This window comes from Nitrincola sp., from assembly GCF_048264025.1.
In the GTDB taxonomy this organism is placed as follows: Bacteria; Pseudomonadota; Gammaproteobacteria; order Pseudomonadales; family Balneatricaceae; genus Nitrincola.
Genome location: NZ_JBLXDN010000013.1, coordinates 1 through 15335, shown reverse-complemented (window position 1 = coordinate 15335; position 15335 = coordinate 1). Strand labels below are relative to the sequence as shown.

Sequence of the window (15335 nt, the reverse complement as noted above, 5' to 3'; positions counted from 1 at the left end):
TACCAGTGCCTTATCAAGTGTGATAGCTACCCCCCCAACTTATATTGGTATTTCCCAACATAATGGGTGCAATAACGTTTACAGTATTATTGGATTCATCTATAAAGTAGCCGATATCGCCAAGTTTGATTTGATCGACGATTTTTTGACCAAATTCAGAAGAGGTCCCTTGAATGGATTGACCGATGTTATTTGCGTTTCCGCTGTCGGCTATATATAAACCATCTGACGTGATTATTCGAACGATAGCCGCATCTTTATAGATCGATTCAGCCACACTTTTGCTTAGGTTCTGTACAAAATCCAGATCATAATCCGTACCGGTAACACCCACAAATCTGTCATTTACCATAATAGGAGAAGACAGTGTGGCTAACCATACATTTCGCCCTTGTACGACATAAGGTCAAGGAGCTGTAACTGTGGACCGCGACGTGGATTTAGGAACCTGAAACCAGGCGCCTTTCTTCACTCCATTAGGGTGGGCCTCCAACGAATCGTATTCAACCAGGGGTTGCACGTCGACTCGTCCGCTGGCATCGCGAACCCAGTAAGGGGTGAACCGCCCTGTGTCTGGGTTGTTGCCATATTGTCCGTTGGCATTACTCGCATCTAGATTATCAAATGCATTTGGCTCCCAAGCACTGTAAACACCGTTAAGATCCTTGTCCGCATCAAGCACATTTTGCAAAATAGTGTTGAAGGTTGCTCTGTCTATATTTACTGATGTCTGCCCAGTTTGGGATGCTTTCAATCCAGATGCTGCGTTAGATAGGGTTTCTGCAGCCTGAAGACCTTTTTCTAATTTCCTGGCAATATTTTTTGATGAATCAGCTGCGATGCTCATCATTTTTTCGAGTGTTATTTTGGTGACAAGGTCTGATACTTCAATTCTAACTAAAGAGCTAGATTGCCTTGATGAGTAAACGCTAAATATAATCAGTAAGAAAACTGTTACCAGTACACCAATAGCAGCTGAAACTGCTATTTTTGCTTTTATTGAACGCAGCATGATCTTTAATCCTCAAAAATGAGCGTAAACTCGATTTTTTATTATACAGCTGTAAAGATACAAATTAGACCTGTACTAAAGTCGATTTATAGTGAAACTTTAGGCTTAATTTAGATGGTCATTTTTAAACGGTATAAGTCAGATCAATAGGTTTTGATTTGGGTCATGCTTTAAAAACTGAATCGGTTTGCCCTCTGGGGCAAATCCAACGTATATTTGCAATGCATGATTCACAACCCTGAAAAGAGTGCGCCCCAAGGGCAGCAGAGGCATTGAGTGGAACCCTAAGCCTCAAACAAAAAGGATGAAATACCATGGATATGTTGACAAATCCCATCGCCAGCGAGAATTACTTCAGCACATACGACGGTGTTGAGCTCTTCTACCGTCATTGGCCAGCGACAGGGGCGAGGCGGGGTGCCGTAGTTATGTTCCACCGCGGCCATGAACATTCAGGTCGCATGGCGCATCTGGTTGAAGAACTTGCTCTAGACGATTTCGATATTTTTGCCTGGGATGCTCGTGGCCATGGTCATTCGCCGGGTGAACGTGGTTTTTCCCCGAGTTACGGTACCTCGGTACGTGATGTACAAACCTTCATTGACCATATCCAGGCGACTCATGGAGTCGATCAGGGAGATATGGTCATACTGGCACAGAGCGTGGGAGCGGTACTGGTTTCCACCTGGGCGCACGATTATGCACCGCAAGTACGGGCGTTGGTATTGGCTTCACCCGCTTTCAAGGTGAAGCTCTATGTGCCCTTTGCACGGCTGGGCCTCAAACTGCTGCAGAAAATACGCGGTAACTTTTTCGTCAACAGCTATGTTAAGTCGAAACTCCTTACGCATGATCCGGAACGTCAGGCCAGCTTCGATAATGACCCGCTGATTGCCCGGGCGATCTCAGTGAACATCCTGCTTGGTCTCTACGAGGCAGCAGAGCGTGTAGTTGTCGATGCAGCAGCCATCACCCTACCCACGCAACTGCTGATCTCGGGTTCAGACTGGGTGGTTGAGCAGCAGCCACAAATCGATTTTTTCAATAATCTCGGCTCCTCTGTCAAGGAAATGCATCTACTTGAAGGTTTCTACCATGACACGCTGGGTGAGGCGGACCGTGACCAGGCTGTGGCGCTGATTCGTCAGTTCATACAGCGTCAGTTCGATGAGCCTGCACCTGTGGTAGATCTGACACAGGCTGACCGCCAGGGTTATACCTTTGAAGAGTCCCAGCAACTCTCTGCACCGTTACCCAAAGGGAGTTTTAAGAACTGGTGGTGGAAGCGTTACCGCCAAGGACTGCATTGGTCAGGTATGGTTTCAGATGGTATCGCCCTGGGTTATCGCACCGGGTTCGACTCGGGTAGTTCGCTTGATTATGTTTATCGAAACCAGCCTGGCGGGATTGGCTTTATCGGCCGCCTGGTGGACAAAAACTATCTGAATGCCATTGGCTGGCGTGGCATTCGCCAGCGCAAGGTGAACATGGAAGCGCTGTTGCGTCAGGTCAGAGCTAAGCTGCGCGAGGAAGGCAAACCGGTAAAGGTGCTCGATATCGCTGCTGGTCATGGCCGCTATGTACTTGATGCGCTAACCCATGAGGCCGATACATCCGACCGGGTGCTGTTGCGTGATTATTCTGATATCAACGTGCGTGATGGCGGACGGCTGATCGAAGAACGAGGCCTGTCAGACTGGATTCGCTTTGAGAAAGGTGATGCTTTCAACACCGAGTCCGTTGCCAATGCACAGCCGGGAACCACACTAGGCATCGTTTCAGGCCTGTATGAGTTGTTCCCGGATAACGATATGGTGCAGGCTTCCCTGGCAGGCATGGCGCAGGCCATCGAAGAGGGTGGTTATCTTATCTACACAGGTCAGCCCTGGCATCCACAACTGGAGATGATTGCGCGGGCTCTCACCAGTCATCGTGATGGTGATGCCTGGGTTATGCGTCGCCGCACTCAAGCAGAAATGGATCAGTTAGTACGTCAGGCCGGTTTTGTAAAGATTGAACAGCGTATTGACGAGTGGGGCATCTTTACCGTATCGATTGCACGACGCCAGCTAGTATGAATACGGTTGCTACGCCTGTTCGCGAGTCGATTCGGCTAAAGCACAGTCTCGCCTGGCTGGTTCTGCTGGCACCCCTATTTTTTCTGAGCTACGGCTGGAGCAATCAATGGGCTGCCAGTCGTGGGGTGACGGAGAGTATTGTTTTTGCCTGGGAGTGGGTGATCCCTTTTCTTCCCTGGACTATCTTGCCCTATTGGTCCATCGACCTTATGTATGGCTTCTCTTTCCTGGCTTGTCGCGGTCCACGAGAGGTTAATCATCACGGCTTGCGGCTATTAACGGCACAGTTGATTTCTGTGAGCTGTTTTATCCTTTTTCCGCTACGCTTCTCCGGTGAGAAACCTGAAACGACCGGCATATTCGGTACGTTCTTCGATCTCCTGGCCGGTTTTGATCTACCCTACAATCAGGCTCCATCTCTGCATATCAGTCTGCTGGTCATCATCTGGTGGGCGCTGGTGAGGCGTGCTAGTCCTGAGATGCGATGGGTATGGCATAGTTGGGCTGTGTTAGTGGCTGTCTCTGTGCTCACCACCTGGCAGCACCATTTCATCGATGTGCCGACTGGTTTGCTTGTCGGGTTTCTCTGCCTGTGGTTGTGGCCTGATAGGGTCGACTCGCCACTCCTTATCCGCAAGGGCGCGCGTCGTAGCCATCCGCAGCTTGCTCTCAGCTATCTGCTTGGTGCAGTCATTTGTACCTTGATCGCCATGCTGGGTGGATGGGCACTGCTGGCCATGTGGCCGGCTGCTGCGCTGACACTGGTTGCTATCAATTACGCCTGGGCAGGTGCGGCTGGCTTCCAGAAGCAGGATGGGCAGCAAGCTGTTGCTGTACGCTGGTTACTGGCTCCCTATCGGCTGGGGGCTTGGATCAACAGTCGTCTCTGGACACGCCAGCAGCCGGCAGCCAATCAAATCACCGATAAAGTCTGGCTGGGTCGCATACCAACGGCGTCTGAACTGAGTCGAGGTGGTTTTGATGCCCTCGTGGATTTGACCGCCGAGTTCGACTCACCACGCACGGCTACCCAGCGCTACAGTGTTCCGATGCTCGATCTGACTGTGCCTGATGTAAACACGCTCAAACAGGCGGCAGATACACTGGAAACAGCTCACCAAAACGGAGCTCGTATCCTCGTCTGTTGTGCTCTGGGTTACTCTCGCAGTGCCTTAACTGTAGCGGCTTGGTTGTTACTCAGCGGTCGGGCCGATAGTGTCAACAACGCGATAAGGATGATTAAAGCAGGTCGTCCACAGGTCGTCTTCAAGGAAACACATCGTCAGGTATTGAAGGCACTTATATTGAAGGCACCTAACCATGACCCCACCTGAACAAGAGCTCAATACCCTGGCAGCCAAAGCCGCCGTTACCGCAAGCCTGCTCAATATCGGCTCTTATATAGCCCAGATCAGTGTTGCCTTATTGATGCTGGGGCTGCTGCTGCTATGGTTGCTAGGGCACTCGGTGAGTCATCCTCTGCTATTGGCAGCAATGGCTATGGCACTCCTGCAGGTTTACTTTGCTTTGCGGGTAAGGTTTGATGCCAATATCTTCCGCACCTGGGCCAATCGCTGGCACGGAAGTGCCGATCCCAAGGCGGACCTGAACGCCTTTGATAAGCAGGTGGGTCGAAGCGTAGCTGCAACAGATATCAAAACAGACCTGAGCAACCGGCGCGCTGGCGCCCTACGACTGTTGCGTCTGCAGCTAATCTGCATGGTGATGCAGCTGCTAATGACGGCTGTTGCTGTCTGGTTTTAAGGCATCTCCCGGTGCCACTCTGTATCAGTTCGAGGAAGAGGGTATTCGGGAAGTCGCTTACCGTGAAACAGATCCCTACCTGATCACTAAAGAATTTTTGAGTGGATCAGAGCGAATCCTTATTCGTGCTGCCTATCGCCCCGAACCCGTAAAAAACTGGTGAAGCGGGGCAGACCATTATTGGTGTAGCCGTGGTATTTATAGGTAATTGTACTGCCGATAGGCGGGGGATTGGCGCGTTCGGCATCAGTGAATCCACTGCCGACAGAAAATTCAATGCCTTGTTGATTTCGCACTCGTAGAGCGCCTAGCATGCCGGTGTATTTGCCTTGGCCGGGCAAATGCGCAATCACCTCGGCTTCGGCATCAAAATAAGGCTTTAGCTTCAATAACGCATCGCTTCTGCCGGACCGATGGTGTGCGCTGGCTAAATGCAGCATCAAGCCTTCTGCGCCGCTTTCAACAAGAGCCTGCAGATGTTCACTTAACGCCTGATTGGAATCAAAACGCAGCTGTTGTATGGCTTTGATATGCGCTGCATTTATCTGCTCTATTAAGTCGGTATAGTTTTTGTAACGTTGCTCAAAGGGGAGCTGGGCATCAGGCATATCAAAAACCATATAACTGACCTGGCGCCATCGGTCATCGTTGGCTGTTTGGGTGCGTACGATGCTACTTAGGGCTTCGAAATCCTGACGTTGTGTCCATAACTCACCATCCAGCCAAACCGCGGGTAAGGGCGCGGTGAACCAATTAGGCGCTGGTATCGGGTTGCCTTGCCGGGTCAGCAGTTGTTCGCCCGTCCAGATAGCCCTTATACCATCATATTTTTCACTGACTAAATAGTCGCTGATGGTGACGGTACTATCCTGGTCATAAACCTTTGCCAGTTGTACCTGTGCTGAAGATTTCACAGAGAACAGGGCACAAGCGCCAACACACAGAACAATAAAATAAACGCGAGGTAGTTTTGAGAATTTCGAGAGGTTTGACATCATAGCATCCTTGCTTGTCAGTAAGTTGCAGCGCTCCTGCGCTAGCGGTACGAATAGATTATAGCACTGGGAAGCATGCTTCGCACGGCGGCAATGAGTTAGTCGCTCTCCGTTCGCATAGGAGCCACCATTACTGTTTATGGTCACGAAGCTGGTTCGGGATGAGCAGAGGCGGCTGGAAGTGGTTACTGCATCAAAACTCCGAACAACATAACTTCAGATCCCAAGCAAGCCTTGCAATATGCGAATTTGCTTGTTTTAATCCATATGGATAATCTGGATATACCCCATTTGTGATTGAGCAAGGGTTGGGCGGTAGCGTGCCTGGTTTTATAGAAATATCTGAATATGGACAACTTGGGTTGCAAATTACCGACACACTCAAGTTAAAACGAAAGGACGCATTATGAACTATTTAAACATAAACATTTCTGAAAAGCGGGATATTGAAACTGTTCTTAAGAACATTCAGTCATCTCAGTCTCACGAGTTTACACACTTCACTATTAATTTCGCTAGAGGTAACGAGGCTGCATGGTCCCGTTCCTTAAAGGGCACTTATAACTATCCGATAACTTGGTGGGTGGGTGTATTTCAGCTACAAACGCAGATGGGAGTGTGGGGGCACCACCACCGGAGTGTGCGGTGAAGAAGCGATACTTCTGGAAAATCTAGAACTGGATGTTTGTGTAAATGAATAGATTAGCAGAGTGGCTGACTGCTTTAGAGAATGAGTATCGGCTGTTTGAATGAGTAGAAAGGTTCACTGATATGAGCAGGTCACAATTAACAGAATAATGAAGGAACTGTCGATGCTGGGAATTTTGAGTTCAAAATGTCTAATCCGACAGGCGCATTAGCTGATGCAATAAAGGAGAAAGTATGCAATTTGCAGAGATCACGCACATAAATCAAGCTGGGACTTTTGGTCCTCTGAAAGGAAAGTGCTGTGTTCAACCGGGGGAGTACATCAAAGGAACTTACTTTTTAGGCGGTGCCGGACTCGATGGAGTATATATCCCACAGTTGATCAGTGCTCTCCACGAAGCAGGTGTAAGGAGCGCCATACATCTAGATAGAGAAAAATGGTCTGGAGGTCAACACATGGATGCTTCAATAGGTGTCTTATTCGGAAGAAATTATGACCCTAGGTTTCCTATGTTGCTCCGAGTATACCCAAACTCACATAAACAGTTCAATTTAATTGGCTATTCATATGGCTCATTAATAGCTGCTCAACTAGCAGTTAAATATGCGCGAAGTTGATCATATGTGGATCATCTTGTTTTAATTGGTAGTCCTATCAGCGACAATTTTTTAAGCATCGTAAAAGGTATGACAAACATTAAAAATGTTTTTGTTATTGACTTGGATGAATTTGGTGACCCAGTTTATGCAGGCATGACTACACCCAGATTAATTTTGAGTACGTATACTCTCAGTGAACAAATGAAAACATCAAGTGGATATTTTTATTATGCCGAGAAAGGTCCTGCAGGGGATGAACGAAGAGAATCTCTGGCAGAAGAATTATATAGGTTGGGGCTTAGATAATGGTTTTAACAAAAAGAAATTTTTCTTATATTATTTATTTTTTTGCGTTACTTGTTCTTGTTGGTGGTGCAGTTGATCTAATTTTCTCTTTTAGAGATTTTATTTTTTCCGGAAAAGGAATCGGTGTTTATGGTGGTTTTGTATACTATGCGTTAGCTGTTTTCAGTGTGGTTATATGGAGCACATCTTATTTTTTTCAAAAAAACAATACGCTAGCTGTCATATACTGGTCAGTATTTCTGTTACTAACAGGGTTTATTATAGCTCAACCCACATGGTGGTCAGCCCCATAAATAAGTAGCTAACCAACCAAGGCTGTACGACATATTTTGCTTTGCTGCATTAAAAACGCAAAATATGCCTCTTCTTGGGGTGTAAAATTGCTTTTCTAAAACTCAATTACTACAATGTATTACATTGCATTTAGTTGAGGGCTTCATCATGAGTGTTACTACGGTTCGATTACAAGCTGAGGTTGAGCATCAGTTGGAAGCCATTGCGAGCAGGCTTCATCGGAGCAAAGGATGGGTGATCAACCAGGCTTTATCAGAATACATTGACAAGCAGCGATTAGAGCAAGAACGCTGGCAACAAACCTTAGATGCGATGGAGTCAGCTGCTCAAGGAAAAGTAGTCGATGCCAGCGAGGTCCATAGTTGGCTAAATAGCTGGGGAACTGAAAACGAGCAGGATGCACCGAGGTCGGATAAGTGAAACTGGTTTACACGGATGAAGCCATTGAAGATTTGAAGCGCCTCAGGGAGTTCATCGCAATCCATAACCCTGCAGCGGCATCCAGAGTAGCTGCAGAACTGGTAGGCAAGATCGAACTGCTACCAGACTTCCCAAAAATGGGGACGCCGGTTGATTTTGCACCGGTACCAGACTCGGTCCGTGACATGATTTTTGGAAAATACGTTGTCCGTTATTCAGTACATGCGAGTGCCGTTATTATTCTACGGGTATGGCATACGCTGGAGGGTGAACGGTAAGCGGCCATTTTAACCTGCGCGGCTCAAATGTATGTCCAGGCCAATACCCTGGTAAACCAGCGGCACTGAGTTGAATACATCTTACTTTCTCTGACCAGCTTTTAAAGAAACAGCTGTTCGCCCCCCTTACACCACAGCTCGGCTCCCAGCCCGCCAAAATTCAGGGGGGATTCGGTTGTTGCTTTTTGCACACCGCGACTGCGAGCCAGGTTGTTGTAAGTGTTGGGTTTCACATGGGGGGGCTAGTGCAGATATAAGCGTTACGTGCTATCGAAATAACTCGGCATGGGTGCCAATTCGAGCCAACTTGAGAGAAGTGTCATCGGCTTTGTAAATCAAAACCAAGTCCTTCTTAAACTGGGTCGAGTACTCAAGTTTAAGCATTGTCGAGTTTACCGATGTTCAGTTCCTCGAATAGCTCCTCAAGATTGGTAACGGAACTCGCCTTGCCGGACTCTAGCTCGGAGATGGCTGCGGCTGTTGCTGCATTGGGCTGCTTCATTTTAAGCTCAAAGGGTATGCCGCCGTAATTAATTACCGCCTTGGCAAAAAGCTTTATTGCTTGAGAGGGGCTAAGTCCCATACCTTCGCAAACATTAGTGAATGCTAACTTGGTGTCGTGGTCTATTCGGGTACTCAGCATTTCAGTCTTCATAATGTCACCATTTGCTTGACTATGTATTACAATGTATATCAAAGTGTAGCAAATGCCTGACGAATTGAAAACAATAGGCGTCTGCGCTACATGCAACAACTATCTTGGTCTTCTCCTGCGCTCGTTGCACCCGACCGTTTATGGCTGGCTCGTCAGGGCAAAAATCGTGAGGTGTTAATGACTAAAGATATTAGAATCTTTTTTGTGGGTGATTCTTTCGTCAATGGCACGGGGATGAAAAAGCGCTTGGATTGGCTGGACGATTGCTACAGACTCAACCCCCTGAAATCCTCGCCCGAAAACAGGCCCAGATTGAGAAACTGGAAAAAGTCTCTGCCAAGATAAAAAAGCACTTAGCGACCATGCCTGAACGGCTCGGTCAGCGTGGCACACCGGTAAAGGGAAATATCACTGACCCAGATAGTGCAAAAATGAAGACTTCAAGGGACTGATAGGTGAACAATAAATCATCAGCTTCCAAGGTTACCGCCAACACTGTCGAAACTGTTCTCTAAAACATCAGTGCCTGCGTAGACCCAATCAACAAGATGGACGTCATCTCTACAGCCAACGTTTAAGTACGGTTGAACTGGTGTTCGGCAACCTGGAAAGTAACAAAGGATTGAATCGGTTTACACTGAGGGGCAAGTCCAAGGTCAATGCCCAGTGGTTGATGTGTTGTATGGTACATAACCTTGAGAAGATTGCGACACAGGGACAACAAAGGCATTGAGCCAAATCATAATCCACCAAACGGTGGTTGTGATAGCCTGAATGGATGTGCATTTTATTGTACATGTTTGGGTTTGAGGCTATACATGTCCGGTAAAACGTGTATGTGGAGGTTCTATGAGAATTGTGTCTTTTACTGAAGCAAAAAATAGTCTGAAAACGGTGCTAGACTCTGTCGTTAATGACGCAGATACAGTGGTGATTACCCGCCGTGATTCTGAAGATGCTGTTGTTATGTCGCTAGATTACTACAATAGTCTGATGGAAACAGTGCACCTGCTGCGCTCCCCAGCAAATGCTGAGCATTTGAATCGCTCAATTGTACAATTTAAAGCCGGTAAAGTAACGAGCAGAGATTTGATAGGTGAGTAGCCGTCTACTGCCATGGACTGGCGAATTCTGGGCCGATGATTGTGCTGAGGACTACCGGTTTAAAGTAACCCTCAGCCTGTTGAATCTTATCTGGCCAGTAATTCATTGCGCACAATTTGTGCCCCTGCTGCCAAGGCACTGAGCTTGCCTGTTGCAACCTGACGGGATAAAGGTGCCATACCGCAGTTAGTGCAAGGATACAGCTTGTCGGCATCGACAAATTGCAGGGCCTTTCTCAGCGTATCCGCGACTTCTTCGGGTGTCTCGATGGTGTCGGTTGCCACATCGATGGCGCCGACCATCACTTTTTTACCCCGGATCAGCTCCAGTAGTTCCATGGGCACATGTGAGTTGTGACATTCGAGCGAGATGATATCGATATTGGATTTTTGCAGTTTCGGGAACGCTTCTTCGTATTGCCGCCACTCCGAGCCCAGGGTTTTTTTCCAATCGGTATTGGCTTTGATGCCATAGCCATAGCAGATATGGACGGCCGTTTCGCATTTCAGCCCTTCGATGGCTCTTTCCAGACAGGCAATGCCCCAGGCATTCACATCATCAAAAAATACGTTAAAGGCAGGTTCATCAAATTGAATGATATCCACACCGGCTGCCTCTAGCTCTTTCGCTTCCTGATTCAGTATTTTGGCAAATTCCCAGGCGAGTTTTTCACGGCTTTTATAGTGGTCATCATACAGCGTGTCGATCATCGTCATCGGGCCTGGCAACGCCCATTTTATCGGTTGCGTGGTTTGCTGACGTAAAAATCTGGCATCTTCAACAAAAACGGGTTTTTGTCGGGAAACCGGGCCCACTACGGTTGGCACACTGGCATCATAGCGGTTACGAATTCTGACCGTTTTACGCTTCTCAAAATCAACGCCACTCAGGTGTTCGATAAAGGTTGTCACAAAGTGTTGGCGCGTTTGTTCACCGTCACTGACAATATCGATACCTGCCTGTTGTTGTTCCTGCAATGACAGACGTAGCGCATCCTGTTTGCCGTGAATGAGTTCCTCTCCCTGCAATTTCCAGGGTGACCAGAGTGTCTCAGGTTGTGCCAGCCAGGAGGGTTTAGGTAAGCTGCCTGCTGTTGATGTCGGTAATAGTGTTTTCATCATAAATACTTTTATCTGAGTGATTAATTAAGCGTAGTTAGCTGACCATTGATCCAGAACGGCACGATAGGGTTTGATAAAGTGCTCTTCAGCAAACTTCCCCTGTGCGATGGCTAAGGTGCTGCGCTCTTCCCGGTCATACACTATGTGTGTGATTGAGTGATCCGGGTTTTTCAAATTCGGTCGATAGCATTTTCCGGCGACAGCATTGGCATTATAAATTTCTGGCCGGTAAATTTTTTGAAAGGTTTCCATGGTGCTGATGGTGCTAATCAGCTCAAGGTTAGTGTAATCGTTCAGCAAATCACCAAAGAAATAGAAGGCCAAAGGCGCAACACTGTTGGGCGGCATAAAATAGCGAACATCCAGGCCCATCTTTTTGAAATACAGCTCGGTCAGCGATGATTCGTTTGGTTGGTATTCCACGCCTAATACTGGGTGCTGGTTTTCCGTGCGGTGATAGGTCTTGTTATCCGAAACGCTCAAGCAGATAACCGGTGGCTTTTTGAAATGCTGCTGATAGGCTTTTGAACTCACGAAGTACTTGAAAAGTTTGCCATGCAGATCGCCAAAATTCTCCGGGATGCTGAATTGGGCTTGCTGCTTGTTATGATCAAGTAGCAATACACTAAAATCATAATCCCGCACATAGGAAGAGAAGTTGTTACCAACAATGCCTTCAATGCGTTCGTTGGTGGCATGATCCACAATGTTGGTTTTCAACACTTCAATCGAGGGAAAGCTGTCACCCTGGCCTTCGATTGTCATATCAACGGAAATGATTTCCAGCTCGACAGAGTAACGATCGCTGTTGGGGTTATCCCAATGCGCTAATGCATTAAAACGATTGTCAATCATCTTCAGAGCATGGTGCAAATTCTGCTGGCGACACTCACCCCTTGCCAGGTTGGCAAAGTTGGTGGTGATACGGGTACTGTCCGACGGCTGATAGTGCTCATCGAAACGAATACGCTTAATACTAAAAGTGAAATCTTGATTCATCGCTGTCTGGTATCCCTTTTACTCATTTGCTGAGACAAACCCTGAATATGCTGTTTGTTGTTGCTGGGTTCGCCAATCGCTCTCCGGTCTGTCGTCTGTGCTTGAAGGCTGTGTGTACTTTATACGTTTAAATTCACATGAATGAAAACGATGTTATTTCATTTTTTCATGAGTAATATTAATTCTAGCTGTCTAAAGGCCTCTTAATGGACCTCACAACCCGCATCCTCTTTAAAAGTCGGTACTGCTGATGCGAACCTGAGGGCTCCACCGCGCCAGCCATGGCGCTCTCAGGTTACAACCTGATCCATTTTGGTTACGCCAACGTTCAAATGGCATGAGTCAGTTCAATAGATTTCAGTTGGGTGGAGACAAACAGTGAACATCATCAATCCAGAGAAGCTGCTACGCAGCAAATGGACAGCCGTTACGCCGCATAATAAAGAGAAACACTTCATGGTCACGGAATTGGTTCGGGACGAGCAGGAGCGGGTGGTGGCGTGTTTGCTAGAGGCGGTGCTGACCCGGCAAGTGTACAGTTTTCCCTGGCAGACACTAAAGAATGAGGCAGAATGGCGAATGGGTTGGAAGTAGTTTTCTACTGCCTTAACACCTGAACAGAGTGGCTAATAGCGCGGTTTTAAATCTCACAACAAAGCTTGCAGCAATCAACTTTGCCTGTTTTAATCCATTACAGGCTATCTGGATATACGGCGGCTGTAAATTAACTGTATTTTGGATGCTACCCGTTTACACAACTGCAATAGGCTTTCTCTGTGTGTTAAGCCTGCATACTTGATGATCTGTTTGCCTACCGGTATCTGCGAGGGAAAATAGATCAGCCTTGGGGTTTGCCAATTTAAGTGTAGGGTTAGTCGAATTGGTATAGTGGTCTTTGGGGCTATGGTATAAATGTTAGACTTCTTTAAGGTTGAAGAATGGAATCTGTATTAGAATTTCTAGAAAATGATGATATTAATTGGTCGATAAACTTTGACCGATATGATGGGTTCATACATGTAGCAGAAACATTTGGATATAAGTTTGGAGCTCAAAAAACTGCCCGTGAAGTACAGGAGTTTTTAAAGGAAAAAATTAAAAATACACTTTACGGTAATGAGATTAGCCAGATTGATTTTGAGAAGGTGCAAGATCACCTCGCGCTAAGATATTTCTCATCAGGTGAGATTGAGTGTAAAAATTCATTTAAATTTGTAGGATTTATTAGATATATAATTAACCGGCTTGAGTCTTACTCAGCTTCTCTGGAGTCATGGAACTTGGCGAGAGATTACTTAGAAGCATACCTATGTCTTTCTAATTATAATTATGACAAAAATTCTTATTCATCTTTGTGTAATGAAAAAAAGTTAATTTCAGAATCCATAATTTTTTTAAACAAGAAGGGGTTTAAAACTACGATTGAAGCTGGAGATATTGTTATCAGTGAGGGTTCTGAAAGTCGATTATTGTCAGCAATCAACTATAGATTTAAAAAGCTTGGATATCATTCAATATACTTAACCCTTCGTTGTATTTCAAAGCATTATGATCAAGGTGCTAGACGATACTTTTTACGCCCTGAGCCTTCTGTTTCACTTGAATATCGTGCTGGCGTACCTTGGGGGTATTTGTTTAATGTAAGCTTGGCTAATTTACATAGTGTTAAGAAGCTCAAAAGACCTGATAAATTGTTTCTCGAATGCATCGAGCTATCAAAGCACTATTTCTGTATTAAGAATTTGCAAACATTCAATAAATACAGCGACACAAATCATAGGTATGACACTATTTTACCTGCCATACAAAAGCATATCCTATATGATCAGTACTTCTCGATAGATCAAATCAGTTCTGATCATCTTGTTAAGATGATTGAAGGTATGTTCGACACCTCATTAATTAAATCTATGAATATTAATGCAGAGGTCTACATAGATATACTGAAATGGGTTTCAAATAGATCAAAGCACAATGAACCGCTAGTGTTCTCAGTAGATGAGATTACACATGGGCTTAATTACAAATATTTTGCAAGCGATATCGAAGATTCATTGTTATTTATGTCATTTAAAGTCAGTGATATCAATGCTGGATATTTAAAGCCCAATGAGATATATAAGCGAAATTATTTCGAGAAACCCTTTGTCTCTATTGAAGGAAAATTCTTATATGTTAACCCTGTTATTTGCAACTATGGATTTTATAATTGCTTGCTAGATTTGTGCAAAATAAATGGAGCTGATGGCAATTTAATAGGCAAGGTTGCGGAGGAACTGGTTAAGGATTTGTTTGGTCGAAGTGGAGTAAAAGTCCATTCAAATAAAGAGTATAATATTCCGAATCTTATATCTAAAGATTTGTGTATTCAAAGCCAAAAACGTGAATGTGACTTCATTGTAGAAACGGATGATACAATCATATTTATTGAGTTAAAAAGAAAAACTCTTACTTCTGATGCAAGGGCTGGAGATACTCTAAGGTCAACAATTGACTTGTCACAATCTTTATTGCACGCTTTAGCGCAAACAGGCTGCCATGAATATATGCTTAGGCGCAATGGAGAAATTAAATTTGATGATGGTTCAGTAATAGAATTATCAGGTCGGAAGGTTGAGCGTGTAGCTTTGTCCTTGTTTGGGTTCTTTGGTATTCAAGATGGATCTTTTGTACACCAAATACTTGGCAGTCTAATAAATGCAAAGATTGATAGCGGTAATGCCGAAGAAGATAAAAAAATAAATAAGCACCTTGCTGAACTCCAGAACCAATATCGAACTGATATTTTCTCCGATCTATATTGCGGAGAAAATAATCCATTTTTTAATTGTAGGTTCTTTAGTGTCCCGCAATTAATTGAAATCCTCTCAAATTCTAATAATAATGAGCAATTTAAGGTGGAGCTTAATCGTACTCGACATGTTTCAACTGGGTGCAAAGATTGGTTTAAGGATTATCTATTCATTCGAAAGCTTCAAGCCTAAGGAACGTATGAACAAGTTCCTCAAGAGCCATTTAAACTGCATTTTCTCTGCGTCGGGGCGCATAAAATGCGCACAAC

At 45.5% G+C, this 15335-nt stretch carries 19 protein-coding genes; 13 read left to right on the top strand and 6 right to left on the bottom strand.

Going from position 1 to position 15335, the window contains the following annotated elements; translation table 11 throughout:
* Positions 1-13: 13 nt before the first annotated feature.
* Together ACN0R1_RS11120 and ACN0R1_RS11115 are read right to left on the bottom strand one after the other, a co-directional pair.
* Positions 14-334, bottom strand: coding sequence for a hypothetical protein (locus tag ACN0R1_RS11120; protein ID WP_417582799.1), 321 nt, complete (start codon positions 332-334; stop codon positions 14-16).
* A gap of 72 nt (positions 335-406) precedes the next feature.
* Positions 407-1012: a cache domain-containing protein gene (locus ACN0R1_RS11115; RefSeq protein WP_417582797.1), complete on the bottom strand. Its 606-nt coding sequence runs from the start codon at positions 1010-1012 to the stop codon at positions 407-409.
* A 314-nt stretch (positions 1013-1326) separates the two neighbouring features.
* On the opposite strand from ACN0R1_RS11115, the gene ACN0R1_RS11110 reads away from it, so the two are divergent.
* From ACN0R1_RS11110 to ACN0R1_RS11100, 3 genes are read left to right on the top strand one after another with little or no spacing between them, the layout of a single operon-like run.
* Positions 1327-3090, top strand: coding sequence for a bifunctional alpha/beta hydrolase/class I SAM-dependent methyltransferase (locus ACN0R1_RS11110; protein WP_417582795.1), 1764 nt, complete (start codon positions 1327-1329; stop codon positions 3088-3090).
* Complete coding sequence (locus ACN0R1_RS11105; protein WP_417582793.1) at positions 3087-4424, top strand: phosphatase PAP2/dual specificity phosphatase family protein; 1338 nt, start codon at positions 3087-3089, stop codon at positions 4422-4424. The genes ACN0R1_RS11110 and ACN0R1_RS11105 overlap by 4 nt, the downstream gene beginning before the upstream one ends.
* Complete coding sequence (locus ACN0R1_RS11100; RefSeq protein WP_417582791.1) at positions 4411-4854, top strand: hypothetical protein; 444 nt, start codon at positions 4411-4413, stop codon at positions 4852-4854. Before ACN0R1_RS11105 ends, ACN0R1_RS11100 begins: the two co-directional genes overlap by 14 nt.
* 119 nt (positions 4855-4973) lie before the next feature.
* Here ACN0R1_RS11100 and ACN0R1_RS11095 read toward each other — a convergent pair whose 3' ends face one another.
* Positions 4974-5849, bottom strand: a complete 876-nt coding sequence (locus tag ACN0R1_RS11095; RefSeq protein WP_417582789.1) for a DNA ligase — start codon at positions 5847-5849, stop codon at positions 4974-4976.
* Positions 5850-6731: 882 nt separating this feature from the next.
* Here ACN0R1_RS11095 and ACN0R1_RS11090 point away from each other — a divergent pair.
* The 5 genes from ACN0R1_RS11090 to ACN0R1_RS11070 all read left to right on the top strand — a co-directional run bounded on the left by ACN0R1_RS11090 (position 6732) and on the right by ACN0R1_RS11070 (position 8395).
* Positions 6732-7115, top strand: coding sequence for a hypothetical protein (locus ACN0R1_RS11090; RefSeq protein WP_417582787.1), 384 nt, complete (start codon positions 6732-6734; stop codon positions 7113-7115).
* A gap of 6 nt (positions 7116-7121) precedes the next feature.
* Positions 7122-7403 carry a hypothetical protein gene (locus tag ACN0R1_RS11085; RefSeq protein ID WP_417582785.1) on the top strand — a complete coding sequence of 94 codons (282 nt, stop codon included), beginning with the start codon at positions 7122-7124 and terminating at the stop codon, positions 7401-7403.
* Complete coding sequence (locus tag ACN0R1_RS11080; RefSeq protein ID WP_417582783.1) at positions 7403-7696, top strand: hypothetical protein; 294 nt, start codon at positions 7403-7405, stop codon at positions 7694-7696. The genes ACN0R1_RS11085 and ACN0R1_RS11080 overlap by 1 nt, the downstream gene beginning before the upstream one ends.
* A 148-nt stretch (positions 7697-7844) precedes the next feature.
* A complete protein-coding gene (locus ACN0R1_RS11075) occupies positions 7845-8117 on the top strand; it encodes a CopG family ribbon-helix-helix protein (RefSeq protein ID WP_417582781.1) in 273 nt (90 codons plus the stop codon).
* Positions 8114-8395 (top strand): type II toxin-antitoxin system RelE/ParE family toxin, encoded by a 282-nt coding sequence (locus tag ACN0R1_RS11070; RefSeq protein ID WP_417582779.1) that lies wholly within the window; start codon positions 8114-8116, stop codon positions 8393-8395. Before ACN0R1_RS11075 ends, ACN0R1_RS11070 begins: the two co-directional genes overlap by 4 nt.
* A gap of 376 nt (positions 8396-8771) precedes the next feature.
* Here ACN0R1_RS11070 and ACN0R1_RS11065 read toward each other — a convergent pair whose 3' ends face one another.
* Positions 8772-9050, bottom strand: a complete 279-nt coding sequence (locus ACN0R1_RS11065; RefSeq protein WP_417582777.1) for a type II toxin-antitoxin system RelB/DinJ family antitoxin — start codon at positions 9048-9050, stop codon at positions 8772-8774.
* A gap of 90 nt (positions 9051-9140) precedes the next feature.
* Here ACN0R1_RS11065 and ACN0R1_RS11060 point away from each other — a divergent pair, with 90 nt between their 5' ends.
* The 3 genes from ACN0R1_RS11060 (at position 9141) to ACN0R1_RS11050 (ending at position 10154) form a co-directional block, all read left to right on the top strand.
* Positions 9141-9395: a hypothetical protein gene (locus tag ACN0R1_RS11060; RefSeq protein ID WP_417582776.1), complete on the top strand. Its 255-nt coding sequence runs from the start codon at positions 9141-9143 to the stop codon at positions 9393-9395.
* A gap of 121 nt (positions 9396-9516) precedes the next feature.
* Positions 9517-9783, top strand: coding sequence for a transposase (locus tag ACN0R1_RS11055; protein ID WP_417582989.1), 267 nt, complete (start codon positions 9517-9519; stop codon positions 9781-9783).
* A 116-nt stretch (positions 9784-9899) separates the two neighbouring features.
* On the top strand, positions 9900-10154 hold the full coding sequence (locus tag ACN0R1_RS11050) for a type II toxin-antitoxin system Phd/YefM family antitoxin (protein ID WP_417582774.1): 255 nt from the start codon (positions 9900-9902) through the stop codon (positions 10152-10154).
* Positions 10155-10240: 86 nt separating this feature from the next.
* Here the strand turns inward: ACN0R1_RS11050 and ACN0R1_RS11045 are convergent, their stop codons facing one another.
* Together ACN0R1_RS11045 and ACN0R1_RS11040 are read right to left on the bottom strand one after the other, a co-directional pair.
* Positions 10241-11272 carry a methionine synthase gene (locus ACN0R1_RS11045; RefSeq protein ID WP_151059141.1) on the bottom strand — a complete coding sequence of 344 codons (1032 nt, stop codon included), beginning with the start codon at positions 11270-11272 and terminating at the stop codon, positions 10241-10243.
* Between the two features lie 27 nt (positions 11273-11299).
* A complete protein-coding gene (locus ACN0R1_RS11040; protein ID WP_417582772.1) occupies positions 11300-12274 on the bottom strand; it encodes a DUF1852 domain-containing protein in 975 nt (324 codons plus the stop codon).
* Positions 12275-12652: 378 nt separating this feature from the next.
* Between ACN0R1_RS11040 and ACN0R1_RS11035 the strand changes: the two genes are divergently transcribed.
* Both ACN0R1_RS11035 and ACN0R1_RS11030 read left to right on the top strand, forming a co-directional pair.
* On the top strand, positions 12653-12868 hold the full coding sequence (locus tag ACN0R1_RS11035; protein ID WP_151056256.1) for a TIGR02450 family Trp-rich protein: 216 nt from the start codon (positions 12653-12655) through the stop codon (positions 12866-12868).
* 344 nt (positions 12869-13212) lie between these two features.
* Positions 13213-15258 carry a hypothetical protein gene (locus ACN0R1_RS11030; protein ID WP_417582770.1) on the top strand — a complete coding sequence of 682 codons (2046 nt, stop codon included), beginning with the start codon at positions 13213-13215 and terminating at the stop codon, positions 15256-15258.
* Positions 15259-15335 lie beyond the last annotated feature (77 nt).

What these genes read in the sequence shown, in the direction of transcription:
- ACN0R1_RS11110 (WP_417582795.1), top strand. Translation starts at nt 1,327, where the DNA reads ATGGATATGTTGACAAATCCCATCGCCAGCGAGAATTACTTCAGCACA.
- ACN0R1_RS11090 (WP_417582787.1), top strand. Translation starts at nt 6,732, where the DNA reads ATGCAATTTGCAGAGATCACGCACATAAATCAAGCTGGGACTTTTGGT.
- ACN0R1_RS11105 (WP_417582793.1), top strand. Translation starts at nt 3,087, where the DNA reads ATGAATACGGTTGCTACGCCTGTTCGCGAGTCGATTCGGCTAAAGCAC.
- ACN0R1_RS11075 (WP_417582781.1), top strand. Translation starts at nt 7,845, where the DNA reads ATGAGTGTTACTACGGTTCGATTACAAGCTGAGGTTGAGCATCAGTTG.
- ACN0R1_RS11030 (WP_417582770.1), top strand. Translation starts at nt 13,213, where the DNA reads ATGGAATCTGTATTAGAATTTCTAGAAAATGATGATATTAATTGGTCG.
- ACN0R1_RS11115 (WP_417582797.1), bottom strand. Translation starts at nt 1,012, where the DNA reads ATGCTGCGTTCAATAAAAGCAAAAATAGCAGTTTCAGCTGCTATTGGT.
- ACN0R1_RS11045 (WP_151059141.1), bottom strand. Translation starts at nt 11,272, where the DNA reads ATGAAAACACTATTACCGACATCAACAGCAGGCAGCTTACCTAAACCC.
- ACN0R1_RS11060 (WP_417582776.1), top strand. Translation starts at nt 9,141, where the DNA reads ATGCAACAACTATCTTGGTCTTCTCCTGCGCTCGTTGCACCCGACCGT.
- ACN0R1_RS11040 (WP_417582772.1), bottom strand. Translation starts at nt 12,274, where the DNA reads ATGAATCAAGATTTCACTTTTAGTATTAAGCGTATTCGTTTCGATGAG.
- ACN0R1_RS11065 (WP_417582777.1), bottom strand. Translation starts at nt 9,050, where the DNA reads ATGAAGACTGAAATGCTGAGTACCCGAATAGACCACGACACCAAGTTA.
- ACN0R1_RS11050 (WP_417582774.1), top strand. Translation starts at nt 9,900, where the DNA reads ATGAGAATTGTGTCTTTTACTGAAGCAAAAAATAGTCTGAAAACGGTG.
- ACN0R1_RS11095 (WP_417582789.1), bottom strand. Translation starts at nt 5,849, where the DNA reads ATGTCAAACCTCTCGAAATTCTCAAAACTACCTCGCGTTTATTTTATT.
- ACN0R1_RS11080 (WP_417582783.1), top strand. Translation starts at nt 7,403, where the DNA reads ATGGTTTTAACAAAAAGAAATTTTTCTTATATTATTTATTTTTTTGCG.
- ACN0R1_RS11100 (WP_417582791.1), top strand. Translation starts at nt 4,411, where the DNA reads ATGACCCCACCTGAACAAGAGCTCAATACCCTGGCAGCCAAAGCCGCC.